This window comes from Phyllobacterium sp. 0TCS1.6A (assembly GCF_026420825.1).
Taxonomy (GTDB): Bacteria; Pseudomonadota; Alphaproteobacteria; order Rhizobiales; family Rhizobiaceae; genus Phyllobacterium.
In genome coordinates this window covers 1-20,287 of record NZ_JAPMAB010000009.1, presented here as the reverse complement: position 1 = coordinate 20,287, position 20,287 = coordinate 1, and the positions used below count along the sequence as shown (strand labels likewise).

Genomic DNA, 20,287 nt, shown 5'->3' with positions numbered 1-20,287 from the left:
CCATCAGAACCGATCAAAAAGAGTTGCATACCTCATTCCTTTCGATTACGAGTTTCCCCGGAGGAGATTTCTCGTGGTTAAGATGACGCTTGAAGACGTCGCCCGAGAAGCCGGGGTAAGCTTGGCAACGGTCGATCGCGTGGTGAATGGGAGGGTTGGCGTGCATGCACGCACCATCCAGCGCGTCAATGCGGCCATCAAGCAACTCGGTTTTCTTCCTGATCCCCATGCTTCCCGCCTGGCGCGTACACGCGATTATGACTTCCGTATCGTGCTGCCGACCGGCGAAAATGAATTCATGAACGCACTGGCCGCGGAGTTTCAGGCGGCGCGCGAGCGGCAGCTCCAGGACCGTGTGCGCCTCACGATCCAATATGTCGATACGTTCGATGGCGAAGCGCTGGCGGCAGCGCTCGAGAAGCTGCCGTCCGGCATCGATGGCGTCGCAGTGGTGGCGCTGGATCATCCGGCGGTAACGGAGGCGATCAACGCTTTGGCCGATGCGGGAACAGTGGTGCTGACGCTGGTTTCCGACGTGCCGAACTCGCGCCGCGCCCATTTCGTTGGCATCGACAATTTCGCGGCGGGGCGCACTGCCGCCTCGTTGATCGGCCGTTTCGTCGGCGCGCGCCAGGGCAAGGTCGGGATGATCGCCGGCTCGCTGGCGCTGCGCGACCATGTGGAGCGGCAGTTCGGCTTCGAACAGGTCATCTCGCGCGAATACCCCAATCTCGAAGTCCTGCCGGTCCGCGAGGCCCGGGACGAGAATGCCCGCGTCGAGGCCGTCGCCCGTTCGCTCCTCAATGATCATCCGGATCTCGTTGCCATTTATAATGCCGGCGGCGGCCAGCTCGGCGTCATGTCGGCGCTCGAAACCGCCAATCGCGCATCGAAGGTGGTATTCGTCGCGCACGAACTCACGGCGTCGACGCGGCGCCATCTGGTGAAGGGAACGGTAGACGCGCTCATCAACCAGGATGCCGGCCATATGGCGCGCAGCACGGCGCGCATATTGACGGCGCTGCGCGAAGGGCGTCCCATAGTGACCGGCCAGGAACATATCCGCATCGATATTTTTCTCAGGGACAATATTCCATGAACATCATTGGTAGGAATCGGAGACAGAGATGAAGACGATCAAGGGACCGGCCATATTCCTCGCGCAGTTTGCTGGAGACGAGACTCCGTTCAACACGCTTGACGCCATGTGCGGCTGGGCGGCTGAAATGGGCTACGAAGGCATCCAGATACCGGCGTGGGATTCCCGCCTTATCGACTTGAAGAAAGCATCGGATTCCAAGGATTATTGCGACGAGATCGCCGGCGTGGCGGCCGCGCATGGGCTGACGATCACCGAACTTTCGACCCATCTCCAGGGTCAGCTGGTAGCCGTTCACCCCGTCTATGACGAGTTGATGGACGGTTTCGCCGCACCGGAAGTGCATGGCAATCCGGCGGCGCGTCAGGAATGGGCAGTCGATCAGCTGAAGCGTGCGGCGCGGGCCTCGCGCCATCTCGGCCTGAAGGCGATGCCGACATTTTCGGGTGCGCTGGCATGGCCATTCCTCTATCCGTTCCCGCAGCGGCCGGCGGGGCTCGTGGAAGCGGCATTCGACGAGCTGGCCAGGCGCTGGACGCCGATCCTGAACTATCTCGACGAGCAGGGCATCGACGCCGCCTATGAGATACATCCGAGCGAGGATCTGCATGACGGTATCAGCTACGAGATGTTCCTGGAGCGGGTAAACAATCATCCGCGCGCCAATCTTCTCTACGATCCCTCGCATTTCGTGCTGCAGCAGCTCGATTACCTCGATTATATCGACATTTATCACGAGCGGATCAAAGCGTTTCACGTCAAGGATGCCGAGTTCAATCCGACCGGCCGCCAGGGTGTCTATGGCGGCTTCCAGTCCTGGGTGAACCGCGCCGGCCGCTTCCGCTCTCTCGGCGACGGGCAGGTCGATTTCGGCTCGGTGTTCTCCAAGCTCACTGCCTATGATTTCGATGGCTGGGCCGTACTCGAATGGGAATGCGCGTTGAAACATCCGGAAGACGGCGCCCGCGAAGGCTCCGATTTCATCCGCGCGCATCTTATCCGCGTCACGGAACGGGCTTTTGACGATTTCGCCGGCGCCGGCACGGACGACGCCGCAAACCGCCGCATTCTTGGTCTGAAATAGGAGGGCGCAATGGCTATCGAAGCTTCGAAGGAAAAGGCAACCGGCCGGAAAATCAGGATCGGCATGGTCGGCGGTGGCCAGGGCGCCTTCATCGGCGCCGTGCACCGCATCGCCCTGCGCATGGACGACAGGTTCGAACTCGTCGCCGGCGCGCTGTCCTCGGACGCGGCCCGCGCCAAGGCATCGGCGCGCGAACTCGGCATCGCCGATGAAAGGGCCTATGGCTCGTTCGAGGAGATGGCGAAGGCCGAGGCCAAGAGGCCTGATGGCATCGAGGCGGTGTCGATCGTCACGCCCAATCACATGCACGCCCCGGCGGCGAAGGCGTTCCTGAAGGCCGGCATCCATGTCATCTGCGACAAGCCGCTGACGACGACGGTCAAGGAGGCAAAGGACCTCGTCGCCCTCGTCAAGAAGACGGGCAAGCAGTTCATCGTCACCCATAATTATACCGGCTATCCGATGATGCGCCAGGCGCGCGCCATGGTCGAGAAGGGCCTGCTCGGTCAGATCCGCGTCGTCCAGGCCGAGTATCCGCAGGACTGGATGACCGAGAAGACGGAGAGCACCGGCTCCAAGCAGGCCGAATGGCGCGTCGATCCGAAGCGGTCGGGCGCGGGCGGTGCGATCGGCGACATCGGAACCCATGCCTATAATCTCGCCTGTTTCGTTTCGGGACTGAAGCTGAAACAGCTTTGCGCCGAATTGACGAGCTTCGGCGAGGGCCGGGTCCTCGACGACGACGTGCAGATATTGCTGCGCTTCGATGGCGGTGCGAAGGGCATGATCTGGGCCAGCCAGGTTGCGCCGGGCAATGAGAACGGCCTCAAATTGCGCATATACGGCACCAAGGGCGGGCTGGAATGGACGCAGGCGGACCCGAACTATCTCTGGTTCACCCCCTTCGGCAAGCCAAAGCAGCTGCTGACCCGCGGCGGTGCGGGCGCAACGCCGGAGGCAGCGCGGTTGACGCGTGTGCCGAGCGGGCATCCCGAAGGTTATCTCGAAGGCTTTGCCAATATATACTCCGAAGCTGCCGAGGCGATCATCGCGGCGCGGACGGGCAAGAAGACGCCGAAAGACGTGTTGTTCCCGACCGTGGAAGATGGACTCATTGGCATGGAATTCATCGAAGCAGCCGTCAAGTCGTCCAAGGCGGGCGGCGTCTGGACCAAGGTATGACGACGATCGATACCAAAGACCAATCCGCCGGACAGCCGGTGCTTGAAGCCCGCGGCATCGCCAAGGCTTTCGGCCCGGTCGAGGTGCTGACGGATATCGATCTGACGATATTGCCCGGTGAGGTTCACGCCATTATCGGCGAGAACGGCGCCGGAAAATCGACCTTGATGAAGCTTCTCAGCGGTCATCTGAAGCCGACGCGCGGTACCGTGGCGATGGACGGCAATGCGGTCGAGTTCCACAATCCCGTCGATGCCGAACATCGCGGCATCGTTCTCGTCCACCAGGAAATCCTGCTCGCTCCCGACCTGACGGTTGCGCAGAATATCTTCATGGGACGTGAACTCAGGCGCGGCCTGATGGTCAACGACCGCGAGATGAACCGCCAGGCGGCCGAAGCCGTGCGCAGCCTTGGCGCGGAGATCGACCCGACGGTTCCGGTCTCGCGCCTGTCGATTGCGAGGCGGCAGCTCGTGCAGATCGCGCGGGCGCTCCAGGTACCGCATCGCATCGTGATATTCGACGAGCCGACGGCGTCGCTGACACCGATCGAGACGGAGGCGCTGCTGAATGTGATCCGCGCGCTGCGTGCGAAAGGCGTCGCCGTTCTTTATATCTCGCACCGTCTGCCGGAAGTCGCTGCCATCGCCGACCGTATCACGGTGCTGCGCGACGGCAAGCTCGTCACCACGCGCGCTGCCTCGGAACTGCAGCCGGTGGACATGGCGCGGCTCATGGTCGGCCGGGACATGTCGAAACTCTATCCGGAGCGTGAAGACAGCGCAGGGCATGAAGTCATGCTCGAGGTGCGCAATTTCTCCGTGCCGGGCTATGCGAAGGATGCCTCGTTCGTGCTGCGCAAGGGCGAGATCCTCGGCTTTGCCGGTCTTATCGGCGCTGGCCGTACCGAGCTGTTCGAAGGCATAGTCGGCCTGCGCACCCATCACGGGGAAGTGCTGCTCGAAGGCAAGCCGGTCCGCTTCAAGACCGTGCGCGACAGCATGGCGGCGGGGCTCGTCTACCTGAGCGAGGATCGCAAGGGCAAGGGCTTGCTGCTGCAACAGGACCTGCGAACCAATCTCACCCTGGCCACGCTCGACAGATTCACCCGCGGTCCGCTCATCGAGCGCAAGCGCGAGAATGCCGGGCTCGACCAGGCAATCACCGATTTCGATATCCGCGCCCGCCGCCGCGATCTTCTGGCCGGACAATTGTCCGGCGGCAACCAGCAGAAGCTGCTGCTGGCCAAGATGATGCTGCTCGAACCGAACATCGTCATCATCGACGAGCCGACGCGCGGCATCGATATCGGCACCAAGGAACAGATCTACAAATTCATATCCGAACTGGCGAAATCGGGAAAATCGGTCGTCGTCATCTCCTCGGAGATGCAGGAACTGATCGGCGTCTGCCACCGGATCCTGGTCATGCGGTCGCAACGCATCGTCGGTGAGGTAACCGGGGATGCGATGACGGAGGACGAGATCGTCGTCTACGCCACGGGTGTGAAAGTCAACGAAGCAGAGCTATACAGCGCGGAGAACGCATGAGCGACACGAAAACAAGCACGGCGGCGCCAGGCGCGGCACGCAAACTGGCGGATCTGGACATGACGGCGCTGGCGCCGTTCCTTGCGCTTGCCGCCCTGTTCGTGCTCGGCACCCTCGTCAATCCCAACTTCCTTTCCGTCGACAACCTGCTCAACGTGCTGACGCGCTCGTCGTTCATCGCCATCATCGCGGTGGGTGCGACCTTCGTCATTTCAGCCGGCGGGCTCGACCTTTCCGTCGGCTCCATGGCGGCGCTCGTCGCCGGCATCATGCTGCTGTTCCTCAATTCCGGTGCTGTCGACGGCAATATGGCCATGCTCTGCGCCGGCGTGGTGGTGGCGATCGGCGTCGGGGCCCTCGCGGGGCTGCTCAATGGCGCGATCATCACCATCGGCCGGATCGAGCCCTTCATCGTCACGCTCGGAACCATGGCGATCTTCCGCTCGGTAACGGTCTGGCTGGCCGATGGCGGGTCGATCGCGATGAAATCGCCGGAGATGCGCAGTCTTTTCAGGCCGGTCTATACCGGCTCGTTCCTCGGGCTGCCCATTCCCGTCTGGATCATCATCGTCGTCGGTCTGCTTGCGGCCTTCATCCTCTACAAGACGTCATTCGGCCGTCACGTCATCGCCGTAGGGTCGAACGAGGACGTCGCACGCTATTCCGGCATCCATGTCAATCGCGTCAGGGCGCTGACCTATGTGCTGCAGGGCGTCTGCGTCGCCATTGCGGTCATCGTCTACATCCCGCGCCTCGGTGCGGCGACGACGACGACTGGCCTGCTGTGGGAATTGCAGGCGATCACCGCCGTGGTCATCGGCGGAACGGCCCTTCGCGGCGGCGTAGGCCGGGTGTGGGGCACGATCTGCGGCGCCTTCATGCTCGAAGTCGTCGGCAATATCATGGTGCTTTCCAACATTGTCAGCGAGTATCTGATCGGCGCCGTACAGGGCACGATCATCATCATCGCCATGCTGGTGCAGCGCACCTTGCAGAAGAAAAAACAGTCATGAAACTGGAGTTCAAGGAGGCGGAATGCCCGCCTCTCTTCACGGGACGGGGGAAAGGGGCCACCCGCCGAGCCGCAATCAAGGCCCGAAATCATAGTGGGAGGATTACATGCGTAAATTGATGATGGGTCTGGTGGGGGCGGCGCTCGCTTCGACCATGACATTCGCCTATGCACAGGACAAGAAGGTGAATATCGCCGTATCGATTCCGGCCGCCGATCATGGCTGGACCGGCGGCGTCGTTTATCATGCCGAGCGGGCTGCCAAGCTCTTGCAGGCAAATCATCCGGGATTGACCATCACGGTCAAGACCTCTCCGGACGGCGCCTCGCAGGCCAATGCGCTCGAGGACCTGACGACACAGGGCATCGACGCTCTCGTCACCCTGCCGCACAATTCCGATGAGCTGACCGATCCGCTTCGCCAGGTCAAGGAAAAGGGCGTGTTCGTGACGGTCGTCGACCGGGCGCTTTCCGATCCGACGATCCAGGACCTTTATGTCGCCGGCAACAATCCGGAACTTGGCCGCGTCGCCGGTCAGTACCTGAAGGACACGCTGAAGGAAGGCGAAGTCGTCGTCATTCGCGGCCTGCCGATCGTCATCGACGAAGAGCGCCAGAAGGGCTTCGACGAAGCCATTGCCGGCAGCGGCATCAAGGTTCTCGACAAGCAGTTCGGCAACTGGTCGCGCGACGATGCCTTCAAGGTCATGCAGGACTATCTGACGAAGTTCCCGAAGATCGATGCCGTCTGGTGCCAGGACGACGACATGGCGGTTGGCGTGCTCGAAGCCATCAGCCAGGCGAAGCGCACGGACATCAAGATGGTCATTGGCGGTGCCGGCATGAAGGACATGATCAAGCGCGTTGCCGATGGCGATGCGATGACCCCGATCAACGTGCTCTATCCGCCGTCGATGATCGCAACGGCGCTCGAACTCACGGTTGCCCATTTCTACGATCAGGTGCCGGTCCGCGGAAGCTACATCCTGGACGCGACGCTGGTAACCAAGGACAACGCACAGGAATTCTACTTCCCGGATTCGCCCTTCTGATCCGGCATGGTGCCAAAAACGAAGAAGGCCCCCTCGAACGGGGCCTTTTTCTTGTCCGGCGTTGAGTTCAGCTGCCGAACTGGATTCCGGATTTCGACGCCGGCTGCAACTGGCGGATGCAGGCCTTGGGGTCGATGCCCTGGCCGGAGCATTCCGTCGAATCGTTGATCAGCACGCGGGACACCTTGGCGCAATCCACCTCGCCGAGGTCGAAGCGCCGGACCTTGGTCTTGCCGTCTGGCAGGTCCTTGAAGTCGAGGAGCGTGATGCGATCGACCACCTGCGCCTCATTGAAAAGCGCGACCTCGAACGCCGCCTTGTCGAGCGTTCCGCCCAGCTTGTTGGTCACGACGAAGGTCAGCCTGCATCCCTTTTCGGACGGCTGCAGAGCATTGAGCTCCAATGTCAGGGCAGGCGCCGGGGAGGAAATCTCTTGCCCCGACGCCGACCCTGTCGCAGCAAGCAAGGACATGGCCATTGCAGCGGTCATGCTCCGGCCAATTCCTGCTGCGAACCTCGATAAATCCATTGCGCTTCATCCTGTGACGTTGGGCATACCACCCGGGGTGGTGCAGATGCCGAATTTCGGGGCGAATAACTTGACTAATTCACTCTTCTTTGTATTGAGTAATAAGGTGAATAATCTAGTCAAGTTATTCGCCAAGGAAAAATTCAAGTGCGGGCGAAAGAACGCCGCATATGAAGAGACAGGTGCCATGTCACGACGCCAAATCATCGATCTGCAAGTCCGGCTGCCGGAGGCTACTCCCATGCGGACTGCACTGCACCGCCCCGCCAAGCAGGACATCCGCGTTTTCGGCAGCGATATTCTTTTCGATGGCTCCAGCGAGGTGGGTATCGAACACGCCGGCTCCCTCTACAGATTAAAGATCACGCGCCAGGGCAAACTGATCCTCAACAAATAATCCCTCACACAGGCAGAAAAGACGATGAACGCAGACAGAGCTACGCCACAGGCGATCCGGCAGGCGAGAACCGACAATCCCACCATGCGGGAGCGCGATCTGGCGCAGCAGCTCGGCATCTCGGAGGCCGAATTCGTGGCGGCCTACTGCGGCATCTCGTCGACGCGGATCAGCGCCAGGATCGAGGAGTTCCTGATGGACCTCGAAGGGCTCGGCGAGGTCATGGCGCTGACGCGCAATGAAAGCGCGGTGCATGAGAAGATCGGTGTCTACGACAAGCCAATAGCCGGCAAGGCCGCCGTTCTCCTGCTCGGCGAGCAGATCGACCTGCGCATATTCCACAAGCAGTGGGTTCATGGTTTCGCCGTGGAAAAGACCGATGGCGAGACGATCCGCCGGAGCCTGCAGTTCTTCGATGCGGCAGGCGAGGCCGTCCACAAGATCCATCTGCGCCCGGCCTCCAATCTCGAAGCCTATGAGGCGCTGGTGGCCAAGCTGCGCCTCGCGGACCAATCGCAGGAAGTGGAATTGCAGGCGCTGCCGAAGACCGAGGTGAAGACTCGCGAGATCGCCGAAAGCGACGTCGAGAACCTTCGCGCCCGCTGGAACCAGATGAAGGACGTCCATGAGTTCGTCGGCATTCTCCGTGCGCTCGAACTGACGAGGCACCAGGCGATCCAGGCGATCGGCGAGGACTATGCCTGGCAGCTCGACACCGGATCCGCGACGACGATGCTGGAGCAGGTGGCCGAGGCCAAGGTGCCGATCATGTGCTTCATCGGCAATCGCGGCTGCATCCAGATCCATGGCGGACCGATCGAGAACATCAAGCTGATGGGGCCGTGGGCGAATATTCTCGACGAGACGTTCCACATGCATCTTCGCACCGACCATATCGCTGAAGTATGGGCTGTGCGCCGCCCGACGAAGGACGGCCCGCTGACCTCGGTGGAAGCCTATGACGCCGATGGCGAGATGATCATCCAGTTCTTCGGCAAGCGTGTCGAAGGCAATGCCGAGAGGGAAGATTGGCGCAATATCGCCGAGCAATTGCCGCGCCTCATGCGCAATGCGGCGTAAGGGGCCGGCGATGCGAAGAAACAGCATTGTCGCCGGGCTTCTGACCGCAATCTTTTTCATCGCTTGCGTTGCGGCCCCCGTTGCCGCCAGGGAGATCGAAGGCGCGATACCCGACACGAGCAGGGTGGTCTCGATCGGCGATTCGATAACGGAGATCGTCTTTGCACTCGGCGAGGAGAAGCGGCTCGTCGGGCGTGACAGCACGAGCACCTATCCCGCCGCCGCGAACGCATTGCCCGATGTCGGCTATATGCGTGCGCTCTCGCCGGAGGGCGTCCTGTCCATAAATCCAACCGCGATCATCGCGGTCGAGGGCAGCGGCCCGCGGGAAGCCGTGGACGTGCTGCGCAAGGCCAGCGTTCCCTTCGTCTTCGTGCCGGAGAAATATACGGCGGAAAGCCTGGTGGAAAAGATCCGCATCGTCGGCAGGGCGCTCGGCGTGGACGAGAAGGCCGAGCAACTGGCCCGGCGCACGGAGGCCGAACTCGAAGAGGCGCAGGCGGATGCGAAAAAGGTCACCACGCCGAAGCGCGTTCTCTTCGTGCTGAGCTCCAAGGGCGGCAAGATCATGGGTGCGGGCAGCGGCACCGCGGCCGATGGCATTCTCAAGCTTGCCGGCGCGCAGAATGCGGTTACGGGATTTTCGGGCTACAAGCCGCTGAATGATGAAAGCATCATCATGGCCAATCCCGACGTCATCCTGGCGATGGACCGGAGCGGCGGCGATCACAAGGCGGACAATGCCGAACTGCTGGCGAACAAGGCGCTGGCGGCGACGCCTGCCGGGCGTGACAAAAGGATAGTCCGCCTGGGTGGGCAATATATGCTGGGCTTCGGCCCGAGGACCGCCAATGCCGTTCGCGACCTTTACAATGCGTTCTACAAGTCACAACCGGGCCAATGACAACCGGGCCAATGAGCGAGATGGTAATGAAACCTGCCGTTGACTGGAGGCGGCGGGTACTTGCAAGCTCCGCCGAGGGAGACCGGGCGGTCATCGCGCGCCTGTCGCTGATCGTGCTTTTCGTCGCCCTGGTCGTCATCGTGCTTGTCAGCCTGGCGTCCGGTGCGTCGGATGCTTCCGTCACTTCGGTAATCGCCTCCTTTTTCGACACGTCCGGCATTGCCAGAGCGCTGTCGGTGCGCGACCGCATCATCATTTGGGATATCCGGCTGCCACGGGTTGTCCTCGCCTCGCTGATAGGCGCGGCGCTGGCCGTTTCCGGCGCGGTGATGCAGGGGCTGTTCCGCAATCCGCTGGCCGATCCCGGCATTGTCGGCGTTTCGTCGGGCGCCGGCCTCGGCGCACTGAGCGTCATCGTTCTCGGCAATACGCTGTTTGCGCCCGTCGTTCTGTTTCTCGGCACTTTCTCCCTGCCGATCGCGGCGTTTGCCTGCTCGCTGCTGTTCACGCTCATTCTTTACGGCGTGGCGACACGGCGGGGGCAGACGTCGATCGCAACGATGCTCCTGGCGGGTATCGCGCTCGGCGCCATGGCCACCGCCTATATGGGCATGCTCACCTATATCGCCGATGACAGGCAGTTGCGCGACCTGAACTTCTGGCTCCTCGGCTCGCTCGCAGGGGCGAGCTGGTCGAAGATCCTGGCATCGGGTCCGTTCATCGCGGTAGCGCTGCTCGTCTCGCCCTTTCTCGCCCGCGGGCTGAACGGAATGGCGCTGGGCGAGGCGGCTGCGAACCATCTCGGCATACCGGTTCAACGTTTCAAGCGCATCGCTATCGTCACGGTGGCGGCGGCCACGGGTGCATCCGTGGCGGTGAGCGGCACGATCGGCTTCGTCGGCGTCGTCGTTCCGCATATATTGCGGCTCGTCATAGGCCCGGATCATCGCTATCTGCTTCCGGCAGCGGCGATGCTCGGCGCCATCCTGCTGCTTCTGGCGGATGCGGTCTCGCGCACGATCGTCGCCCCCGCCGAACTGCCCATCGGCATCATCACCGCCGCCGTCGGCGCGCCGGTGTTCCTCTGGATATTGCTGCGCCGGCGCGGCATCGTGGATCTTTGAAGATGATCGTCGTTTCGGATATTTCGGTTTTCATCGGCAGCCGCCGCATCGTGCAGGATGCGAGCTTCGAAGCCAATGCCGGCGAAGTGACGGCCATTGTCGGTCCGAACGGGTCCGGCAAGACCACGCTGATGCGCGCCCTTGCCGGCGATCTGCGCTATGACGGCAGGATCACGCTGAACGGCCACCGGCTCGAAACGTTGAAAACCTGGCAGATGGCTGCAATGCGGGCGATATTGCCGCAATCGACCAATCTGGCGTTCCCGTTCACGGTCCGTGAAATCGTCAAGCTCGGCCTCACCGGCGGGCGAAGCGGCGCCGCCGAGCACGAACTGGCGCGGCTGCCGGAGAAGGCGCTGGAACGCGTCGATCTGACCGGCTTCGGCGGCAGGTTCTACCAGGAATTGTCGGGCGGCGAACAGCAGCGCGTCCAGCTTGCGCGTGTCCTGTGTCAGGTCTGGCGACCGGTGCTCGACCGGCAGCCGCGCTTCCTGTTTCTCGACGAGCCGGTCTCCAGCCTGGACATCAAGCACCAGCTTATCATCATGGACATCGCCCGCACCTTCGCGTCGGAGGGCGGCGGCGTTATCGCCATCCTGCACGATCTCAACCTGACGTCGATGTATGCGGATCGCGTCATCGTCATGAATGATGGCAGGGTGGATTGCGTCGGCACACCGACGGAAGCGCTGACCGATGCGCGAATCCGCCGTGTCTATGACTGCAATCTGAAGGTCAGCACCCTGCCGACCGACCAGCGCCCATTCATCCTGCCGCAATCCGCCATTCTCTGACCGTTCACCCGTTGCCGACCGGGCATGGCGCCTGTTCATGCGCAGGAATGGATGCGACATTTCATGGCGCAAGCAGGCCTGATTTGTTGACATAAAGATATCTTTATGTGAACATTACGCAATCGATCGAGCGTGAGGCGTACGGATAATGGCATTGGATGATCTATTCGGTCCCCTGGGGGCACCAAGGGACGGCTCGGAAGTATTTGCCGCCCTGAATGAAGCGGCCCGGGAGCGTATTCTGATACTGGATGGCGCCATGGGCACCCAGATCCAGAATCTTGGCCTGAAGGAGGACGATTTCCGCGGCGACCGCTTTTCCGATTGCTCCTGTCATCTGCAGGGTAACAATGATCTTCTCATCCTGACCCAGCCGCAGGCCATCGAAGACATCCACTACGCCTATGCCATGGCGGGCGCCGATATTCTCGAGACCAATACATTTTCCTCCACCACCATCGCGCAGGCCGATTATTCGATGGAGGAGGTCGTCTACGAGCTCAACCGCGACGGCGCACGCCTGGCGCGACGGGCGGCAATCAAGGCGCAACAGAAGGACGGGCGGCGGCGCTTCGTTGCCGGCGCGCTTGGCCCGACGAACCGCACGGCGTCCATCTCGCCTGACGTCAACAATCCCGGCTATCGCGCCGTGACCTTCGACGATCTTCGAACGGCCTATGCCGAACAGGTGCGCGGCCTGATCGATGGCGGCGCCGACATCATCCTTATCGAGACAATCTTCGACACGCTGAACGCCAAGGCTGCCATCTTTGCCACCAATGAGGTCTTCGCCGAGAAGGCGATAACCCTGCCGGTGATGATTTCAGGCACGATCACGGATCTTTCCGGCCGAACGCTTTCCGGCCAGACACCCACAGCGTTCTGGTATTCGGTCCGGCACGCAAATCCATTCTCCATCGGCTTGAACTGTGCCCTCGGCGCAAATGCCATGCGTGACCATCTGGCCGAGATCGCCGGCGTGGCCGACAGTTTCGTCTGCGCCTATCCGAATGCCGGCCTTCCCAATGAATTCGGGCAATATGACGAAAGCCCGGAGGAAATGGCGGCGCAGCTCGAAGGTTTCGCGCGCGATGGCCTGCTCAACATCGTCGGTGGCTGCTGCGGCTCGACACCGGAACATATCAGGGCGATTTCCGCGGCGGTCGGACGCCACAAGCCGCGCCAGGTCGATACGTCCCCGCGGCTGATGCGGCTTTCGGGCCTCGAACCCTTCACGCTGACCAAGGACATACCCTTCGTCAATGTAGGCGAGCGCACGAACATCACCGGCTCGGCGAAATTCCGCAAGCTGATCACGGCGGGCGATTTCGCGGCGGCGCTGGACGTTGCCCGCGACCAGGTCGCCAACGGGGCGCAGATCATCGACATCAACATGGACGAAGGCCTCATCGACAGCGAAAAGGCCATGGTCGAATTCCTCAACCTCATCGCTGCCGAGCCCGATATCGCGCGGGTGCCGGTGATGATCGATTCGTCCAAATGGGACGTCATCGAGGCGGGACTGAAATGCGTCCAGGGCAAGCCGCTGGTCAATTCCATCTCCATGAAGGAGGGAGAGCAGGCCTTCATCGATCATGCGCGCAAGGTGCGGGCCTATGGCGCGGCCGTCGTCGTCATGGCGTTCGACGAGGCCGGGCAGGCGGATACGCTGGAGCGCAAGGTGGATATCTGCAGCCGCGCCTATGAATTGCTCGTGAAGGAGGCGGGTTTCCCGCCGGAAGACATCGTCTTCGATCCCAATGTCTTCGCCGTCGCCACCGGCATCGAGGAACATAGCGGCTACGGCGTCGCTTTCATCGAGGCCACGCGCAAGATCACGCAGGCATTGCCGCATGTGCACATTTCCGGCGGCATTTCGAACCTGTCGTTCTCGTTCCGCGGCAACGAGCCGGTGCGCGAGGCCATGCACGCGGTGTTCCTCTATCACGCCATCCAGGCGGGCATGGACATGGGCATCGTCAATGCCGGCCAGCTCGCCGTCTACGAGACGATCGATCCCGAACTGCGCGAGGCCTGCGAGGATGTCGTCCTCAACCGCCGCGACGATGCGACCGAGCGGCTGCTCGATCTCGCCGAGCGCTACAAGGGCGCCGTCGGCAAGGAAGCGCGCGAGCGGGACCTGGCCTGGCGCGAATGGAGCGTCGAAAAGCGCATCGAGCACGCGCTGGTCAACGGAATAACCGAATTCATCGAGGCAGACACCGAGGAAGCGCGGCTGGCCGCCGAGCGGCCGCTGCATGTCATCGAGGGGCCGCTGATGGCCGGCATGAACGTCGTCGGCGATCTGTTCGGCGCCGGCAAGATGTTCCTGCCGCAGGTGGTGAAATCCGCCCGCGTCATGAAGCAGGCGGTGGCGCTGCTGCTGCCCCATATGGAGGCGGAGAAGGCCGCCGCGGGCAATACGGAACGCGAAAGCGCCGGCAAGGTGCTGATGGCGACGGTGAAGGGCGATGTCCACGATATCGGCAAGAACATCGTCGGCGTCGTGCTCGCCTGCAACAATTACGAGATCATCGACCTCGGCGTGATGGTGCCCGTATCGAAGATATTGCAGACGGCGCGCGACGAAAAGGTCGATATTATCGGTCTCTCCGGACTGATCACGCCGTCGCTCGACGAAATGGTGCACGTCGCATCCGAGATGGAGCGCGAAGGCTTCGACCTGCCGCTTCTGATCGGCGGTGCCACCACGAGCAGGGTCCATACCGCGGTCAAGATCAGCCCGCGCTACAATCGCGGCCAGGCGGTCTATGTGACCGATGCCAGCCGGGCGGTCGGCGTCGTTTCCAACCTGTTGTCGAAACAGGCCAAGCCAGCCTTCATCGAAGGCGTGCAGCGCGAATATGCCAAGGTGGCGGAGGCCCATGCCCGCAACGAGACGGACAAGCAGCGGCTGCCTCTCGCCAAGGCGAGGGCGAATGCGCACCGGATCGACTGGTCGTCCTATCGTCCCGCCACGCCGCAATTCATCGGCACCCGCGTTTTCCAGGATTACGACCTGCGCGAGATCGCCCGCTATATCGACTGGACGCCATTCTTCCAGACCTGGGAGATGAAAGGGCGCTATCCGGCGATCCTCGACGACGAAAAGCAGGGCGCGGCGGCGCGGCAATTGTTCGACGACGCGCAGGCCATGGTCGCCAAGATCATCGACGAGAAATGGTTCAATCCGAAGGCGGTCATCGGCTTCTGGCCGGCGGGCTCGCGCGGCGACGATATCCAGCTTTTTGCCGATCCGGAACGACAGCAGGAGCTTGCCACCTTCTATACGCTGCGCCAGCAGCTGTCGAAGCGGGATGGCAGGCCGAATGTGGCCCTCGCCGATTTCGTCGCTCCCTGCGATAGCGGGGCGAAGGATCATGTCGGCGCCTTCGTCGTCACTGCCGGCATCGAGGAAATCGCCATTGCCGAGCGGTTCGAGCGCGCCAATGACGATTACTCGTCGATCCTGGTCAAGGCACTGGCCGATCGCTTTGCCGAGGCCTTTGCCGAGCTCATGCACGAGCGCGTGCGCAAGGAATTCTGGGGCCACGCGCCCGACGAGAATTTCGCGCCAGAAGAGCTTATCGGCGAACCCTACGCGGGAATACGGCCGGCGCCGGGCTATCCGGCGCAGCCGGATCATACGGAGAAGGACACGCTGTTCCGCCTGCTGGATGCCAGGAACAAGATCAATGTCGAACTGACGGAAAGCTATGCGATGTGGCCGGGATCGTCCGTTTCCGGACTGTATATCGCCCATCCGGAAGCCTATTATTTCGGCGTCGCCAAGGTCGAGCGCGACCAGGTGGAGGATTATGCCGCCCGCAAGGCAATGCCGGTCGAGGATGTCGAGCGCTGGCTCGGGCCGATCCTCAACTACGTGCCGGGCCCGAAGCTTCAGGCGGCGGAATGAAGATAATGGCGCGGCGGAACGCCAAGCATGCGCTTGAACATGGTCGTGAACGCCGGAACGCTGTTATAGCCGAGATCGAGCGCGACAGTCGTTATCGGCTCGCCGCGCGTCAGGCGGGGCAGGGCCGATAGCAGCAGCGCCTGCTGGCGCCAGGTCGACAGGCTGAGGCCCGTCTCCCGCCTGAACAGGCGCGTGAATGTGCGCCGGCTGATGCTCAGCCTTTCCGCCCACGCATCGATATCCGTGTGCGGCGAGGGCATGTTGACGAAGCTCCGGCATAGCGCGGCCAACCGTCGTTCCTGCGGGAAGGGCAGGCCGAGCGGCCGCTCCGGCAGGTTGCGGATCTCGTGCAGCAACAGCCCCATCAGATAGTTCGTCCGGTCGTCGGCCTGGTCGGCGGGGGAGATGTTCACCGCCTCGCGGATGAGGCTGTCCATCAATGGCGTCAGTCCGACCACATGCAGATGCTGCTTCAGCCCCTCGATCGCTTCCGGCCGGGCATAGATCGAGTGCATCGACACTTCGCCGAGCATGTCGACCGCATGGCGCGTGCCCGCCGGCGCGCATGGTGCGGCGGCACCATCCAGCGGCCGAATTTGGTGGTGACCATCGCGACGCCGGTCAGCGCATGCAACAATTGCGACTGGCTGTGATGATGTTCCGGAATGTGGCAGCCGGAGGGGTAGATGCAGGCGAGGGCGAAGACGTCGCCATCGGCGGCATTGAGCCAGTCGACGCGCATGCGATGCAGGCGGCCGGGGTCGGTCTCCTTGATCTCCGGCGGTTTATGGGTTCTATAGTGCTGCATTGGCCCACTCGCGTAATAAATGGACCAAACCACGAAAGCAGGTGTACTGCAAGTTGTATATCAGTAGCGCTCAGGCCCGCAAGCGCGGCGCCCATGTCCAATGGAAACGCCATGACTGATACCACCATTCAGAGACAGCGGGATTCCGCTGAAACAACGGTATTCGCCGTTATTTTCGCCGTCAGCTTCTGCCATTTGCTCAATGACATGATGCAGTCGCTGCTTGCTGCCATCTATCCGATGCTCAAGGACAATTACGGGCTGAACTTCAAGCAGATCGGCCTGCTGACGCTGACGTTCCAGGTCACCGCGTCGCTTCTGCAGCCGGTGGTGGGCGCCTATACCGACAAGCGGCCGATGCCCTATTCGCTGCCGGTCGGCATGGCGTTCTCGCTTGCTGGCCTCGCCATCCTCTCCGTCGCCGCGCATTACTACATGCTGCTGCTGGGCGCGGCCATGATAGGCATCGGCTCCTCCATATTCCATCCGGAATCGTCGCGGGTGGCGCGCATGGCATCCGGCGGGCGCCACGGCCTTGCCCAGTCCTTCTTCCAGGTCGGCGGCAATTTCGGCACGGCGCTCGGCCCGCTGCTGGCGGCGTTCATCGTCCTGCCGCGCGGACAGCAGAGCATCGCCTGGTTCTCCGCCGCGGCACTGGTCGGCATGATCATCCTCTATCTCGTCGGCAATTGGTACCAGCGCTATCGTGCGGCAAATGCCAACAGGCCGGCGGCAAGCCGTGCCCTGCGGCTGCCGCGCCGAAAGGTGGTGATCTCGCTGGTCATCCTGGCCCTGCTGGTTTTCACCAAGAACATCTATCTGGCGAGCATTTCGAGCTACTATACGTTCTACGTCATCCACAAATTCGGCGTGACGGTGCAGGAATCGCAGATGCTGCTGTTTCTCTTCCTCGGCGCAGCGGCGGTCGGCACCGTGCTCGGCGGACCGATCGGCGACAAGATCGGCACCAAGGCCGTCATCTGGTTCTCGATCCTCGGCGTGCTGCCCTTCACGCTGGTCATGCCCTATGCCAACCTGTTCTGGACCGGCGTCCTGACCGTCATCATCGGCTTCATCCTCTCCTCGGCATTCCCGGCGATCGTCGTCTTCGCACAGGAACTGGTGCCGGGAAGGGTCGGCACCATCGCCGGGATATTCTTCGGCTTCGCCTTCGGCATGGCCGGGATCGCGGCGGCGGTGCTGGGTGTCGTCGCAGACAACAAGGGCATCGATTTCGTCTATGCCGTCTGCTCCTATCTGCCGTTCCTTGGCCTGCTGACGATCTTCCTGCCGGGCATGAAAGAGGTTCGCGGCGAAACGGCACGGGCCTGAACCGGGCGCTTTTCAACCACCCCGCTGGCAGCAATTGTCAGCGGGGTGGTTTGTATTTCTACGGTGATACCCATATAAGGAACAGCATTCCATGGGGGCCGGGCCGACAGGCCCGTCCGCTATCCGGTAGTGCGCGGCTCTCTTCTCACTCTCCCGAGTATCATCATGTCCTCTGCCATTTCCGTGAACAGCCTGAACAAGACCTACGAGTCCGGTTTTCAGGCGCTGAAGAACATCAATCTCGATATAGAGCGCGGCGAGATATTCGCCCTGCTTGGCCCCAATGGCGCCGGCAAGACGACGCTGATCAGCATCATCTGCGGCATCGTCAACCCGACCTCCGGCCTGGTTCTTGCCGATGGTCACGACATCATCAAGGAATACAGGGCGGCCCGCAGCAAGATCGGCCTCGTTCCGCAGGAACTGACCACCGACGCCTTCGAGAGCGTCTGGGCGACGGTGAGCTTCAGCCGCGGGCTTTTCGGCAAGCCGGCCAATCCGGCGCATATCGAGAAGATATTGAAGGAGCTTTCGCTCTGGGACAAGAAGGACAGCAAGCTCATGACGCTTTCGGGCGGCATGAAGCGGCGCGTGATGATTGCCAAGGCCTTGTCGCACGAACCGGAAATCCTCTTTCTCGACGAGCCGACGGCCGGCGTCGACGTCGAGTTGCGGCGCGACATGTGGAACGTCGTCCGCGCCTTGCGTGAATCCGGCGTCACCATCATCCTGACGACCCATTACATCGAGGAAGCCCAGCAGATGGCCGACCGCATCGGCGTCATCAATCGCGGCGAGATCATATTGGTGGAAGAGAAGGACGCGCTGATGCGCTCGCTCGGCAAGAAGCAGCTGCGCCTGCAACTGGCCCAGCCGCATGAATCCATACCCGGCAACCTTGAGAAATACGGGCTGGAGCTTGCCGCCGGCGGGCGGGAGCTCGTCTACACCTACGACACCCAGAAGGAACGCACCGGCATCACCGCTCTGCTGAAGGATCTCGACCAGGCCGGCGTGCGCTTCAACGACATACAGACCAAGGAAAGCTCGCTGGAGGAAATCTTCGTGAGCCTGGTGAGGGAACGGCAATGAATCTCTACGCCATAAAAGCCATCTATCTCTTTGAAATGCACCGCACATGGCGGACGATCATGCAGAGCGTGATTTCGCCGGTGCTCTCCACCAGCCTCTATTTCGTCGTGTTCGGCTCGGCCATCGGCGGCCGCATCCCCGAGATCAGCGGCGTGAGCTATGGCGCCTTCATCGTGCCCGGTCTGATCATGCTGTCGCTGCTGACGCAGAGCATATCGAACGCCTCCTTCGGCATCTATTTCCCGAAATTCGTCGGCACGATCTATGAGGTTCTGTCGGCGCCCGTCTCCTATGTGGAGATCGTCATCGCCTATGTCGGGGCGGCGGCGACCAAATCCATCATCCTCGGCCTGATCATCCTCGCCACCGCGGCGCTGTTCGTGCCGCTTCGGATCGAACATCCATTCGTGATGCTGCTCTATCTGGTGCTGACGGCGGTGACGTTCAGCCTGTTCGGCTTCATCATCGGCATATGGGCCGACGGCTTCGAAAAGCTGCAGCTGGTGCCGTTGATGATCGTCACGCCGCTGACCTTCCTTGGCGGCAGCTTCTACTCGATCGACATGCTGCCGCCCTTCTGGCAGAACGTCACGCTGCTCAATCCGGTCGTCTACCTGATCAGCGGTTTCCGCTGGAGCTTCTACGGCCTCGCCGACGTCCATATCGGCACGAGCCTCGCCATGACGGCGCTCTTCCTCCTCGGCTGCATGCTGGTCCTGCGCTGGATCTTCAAGACGGGATACCGGCTGAAAAGCTAGGGTAGCCAGGGATTCGGGGCGCACTCTTTCTCATGCTCAAAAATGCGATCGCATAAACGTTGGTCGTGCTTCGTGGTTCGAGTTCACCATGAGGGGCTCAGGATGAGGGAGAGTATAGTTTTGCAGGGTTCCAGTTCTGCAAGGTTTCAAACCCAAGCTCCCAACCCTACCGTAACCTCCCCACCTCCCTCATGCTGAGCCCCTCATGGCTAGTCGAACCACGAAGCACGCACGATCTTGATGCGACCAAAAAAAAAGAGATTGCACAAGCGTTGCTGCGCCCTTCGACAGGCTCAGGATGAGGGAATTGGGTGTTTGGCAGGGGGATAATTCTGCAAGGTTTCCAACCTGGGCTCCCTGCTTTTCTGCAATAAAATCAATCATCCTCATCCTGAGCTTGTTGAAGGACCCCACAACAGTAATGCAACGCCCGTCCCCTCTGGTGGGATAAGTGGAAACTTATCCCACCTGTTTGAAACCGGGGTATTCTGTACAAATCCTTTCCAGTGGGGGAGCAGCTTCCGGTGCTGTTTCGACAAGCTGGGAAAGGGTGGCGTTGCCGGATGGTCGGAAG

16 protein-coding genes and 1 pseudogene are annotated in these 20,287 nt (G+C 61.7%); 15 read left to right on the top strand and 2 right to left on the bottom strand.

The window, feature by feature from the left end; translation table 11 throughout:
• The first annotated feature begins 82 nt into the window (after positions 1–82).
• The 6 genes from OSJ75_RS17850 (at position 83) to OSJ75_RS17825 (ending at position 6,979) form a co-directional block, all read left to right on the top strand.
• Positions 83–1,099, top strand: a complete 1,017-nt coding sequence (locus OSJ75_RS17850; RefSeq protein WP_250019598.1) for a LacI family DNA-binding transcriptional regulator — start codon at positions 83–85, stop codon at positions 1,097–1,099.
• Between the two features lie 28 nt (positions 1,100–1,127).
• Positions 1,128–2,183, top strand: coding sequence for a sugar phosphate isomerase/epimerase family protein (locus OSJ75_RS17845; protein ID WP_267228965.1), 1,056 nt, complete (start codon positions 1,128–1,130; stop codon positions 2,181–2,183).
• A gap of 9 nt (positions 2,184–2,192) precedes the next feature.
• Entirely contained in the window at positions 2,193–3,365 is a 1,173-nt protein-coding gene (locus OSJ75_RS17840; RefSeq protein WP_267228964.1) for a Gfo/Idh/MocA family protein, read from the top strand.
• The gene (locus OSJ75_RS17835; protein WP_267228963.1) at positions 3,362–4,915 is read left to right on the top strand and encodes a sugar ABC transporter ATP-binding protein; all 1,554 of its coding nucleotides are present in this window, start codon (positions 3,362–3,364) and stop codon (positions 4,913–4,915) included. The genes OSJ75_RS17840 and OSJ75_RS17835 overlap by 4 nt, the downstream gene beginning before the upstream one ends.
• Positions 4,912–5,928, top strand: coding sequence for an ABC transporter permease (locus tag OSJ75_RS17830; RefSeq protein WP_250019577.1), 1,017 nt, complete (start codon positions 4,912–4,914; stop codon positions 5,926–5,928). The genes OSJ75_RS17835 and OSJ75_RS17830 overlap by 4 nt, the downstream gene beginning before the upstream one ends.
• Positions 5,929–6,034: 106 nt before the next feature.
• Positions 6,035–6,979, top strand: coding sequence for a substrate-binding domain-containing protein (locus OSJ75_RS17825; protein WP_250019578.1), 945 nt, complete (start codon positions 6,035–6,037; stop codon positions 6,977–6,979).
• 67 nt (positions 6,980–7,046) lie between these two features.
• On the opposite strand, the gene OSJ75_RS17820 is transcribed toward OSJ75_RS17825, so the two are convergent.
• Positions 7,047–7,469, bottom strand: coding sequence for a hypothetical protein (locus OSJ75_RS17820; protein WP_267228962.1), 423 nt, complete (start codon positions 7,467–7,469; stop codon positions 7,047–7,049).
• Between the two features lie 280 nt (positions 7,470–7,749).
• Here OSJ75_RS17820 and hemP point away from each other — a divergent pair, with 280 nt between their 5' ends.
• From hemP to metH, 6 genes are all read left to right on the top strand, one after another.
• Entirely contained in the window at positions 7,750–7,905 is a 156-nt protein-coding gene (gene hemP / locus OSJ75_RS17815) for a hemin uptake protein HemP (RefSeq protein ID WP_250019599.1), read from the top strand.
• Between the two features lie 24 nt (positions 7,906–7,929).
• Entirely contained in the window at positions 7,930–8,985 is a 1,056-nt protein-coding gene (locus tag OSJ75_RS17810; protein ID WP_267228961.1) for a hemin-degrading factor, read from the top strand.
• 10 nt (positions 8,986–8,995) lie between these two features.
• Positions 8,996–9,889, top strand: a complete 894-nt coding sequence (locus OSJ75_RS17805; RefSeq protein WP_267228960.1) for a heme/hemin ABC transporter substrate-binding protein — start codon at positions 8,996–8,998, stop codon at positions 9,887–9,889.
• A gap of 26 nt (positions 9,890–9,915) precedes the next feature.
• Positions 9,916–11,013 (top strand): FecCD family ABC transporter permease, encoded by a 1,098-nt coding sequence (locus tag OSJ75_RS17800; RefSeq protein WP_267228959.1) that lies wholly within the window; start codon positions 9,916–9,918, stop codon positions 11,011–11,013.
• A gap of 2 nt (positions 11,014–11,015) precedes the next feature.
• Entirely contained in the window at positions 11,016–11,807 is a 792-nt protein-coding gene (locus OSJ75_RS17795; protein WP_267228958.1) for a heme ABC transporter ATP-binding protein, read from the top strand.
• A 148-nt stretch (positions 11,808–11,955) separates the two neighbouring features.
• Positions 11,956–15,723, top strand: coding sequence for a methionine synthase (gene metH / locus OSJ75_RS17790; protein ID WP_267228957.1), 3,768 nt, complete (start codon positions 11,956–11,958; stop codon positions 15,721–15,723).
• On the opposite strand, the pseudogene OSJ75_RS22935 reads toward metH, so the two are convergent.
• A pseudogene (locus OSJ75_RS22935) lies at positions 15,708–16,531 on the bottom strand (AraC family transcriptional regulator). The gene metH and the pseudogene OSJ75_RS22935 sit on opposite strands and share 16 nt — an antisense overlap.
• A 111-nt stretch (positions 16,532–16,642) precedes the next feature.
• On the opposite strand from OSJ75_RS22935, the gene OSJ75_RS17780 reads away from it, so the two are divergent.
• The 3 genes from OSJ75_RS17780 (at position 16,643) to OSJ75_RS17770 (ending at position 19,713) form a co-directional block, all read left to right on the top strand.
• The gene (locus OSJ75_RS17780) at positions 16,643–17,863 is read left to right on the top strand and encodes an MFS transporter (protein WP_250019586.1); all 1,221 of its coding nucleotides are present in this window, start codon (positions 16,643–16,645) and stop codon (positions 17,861–17,863) included.
• 165 nt (positions 17,864–18,028) lie between these two features.
• The gene (locus OSJ75_RS17775; RefSeq protein WP_250019587.1) at positions 18,029–18,955 is read left to right on the top strand and encodes an ABC transporter ATP-binding protein; all 927 of its coding nucleotides are present in this window, start codon (positions 18,029–18,031) and stop codon (positions 18,953–18,955) included.
• Positions 18,952–19,713, top strand: coding sequence for an ABC transporter permease (locus OSJ75_RS17770; protein ID WP_267228956.1), 762 nt, complete (start codon positions 18,952–18,954; stop codon positions 19,711–19,713). The genes OSJ75_RS17775 and OSJ75_RS17770 overlap by 4 nt, the downstream gene beginning before the upstream one ends.
• The last annotated feature ends 574 nt before the right edge of the window (positions 19,714–20,287 follow it).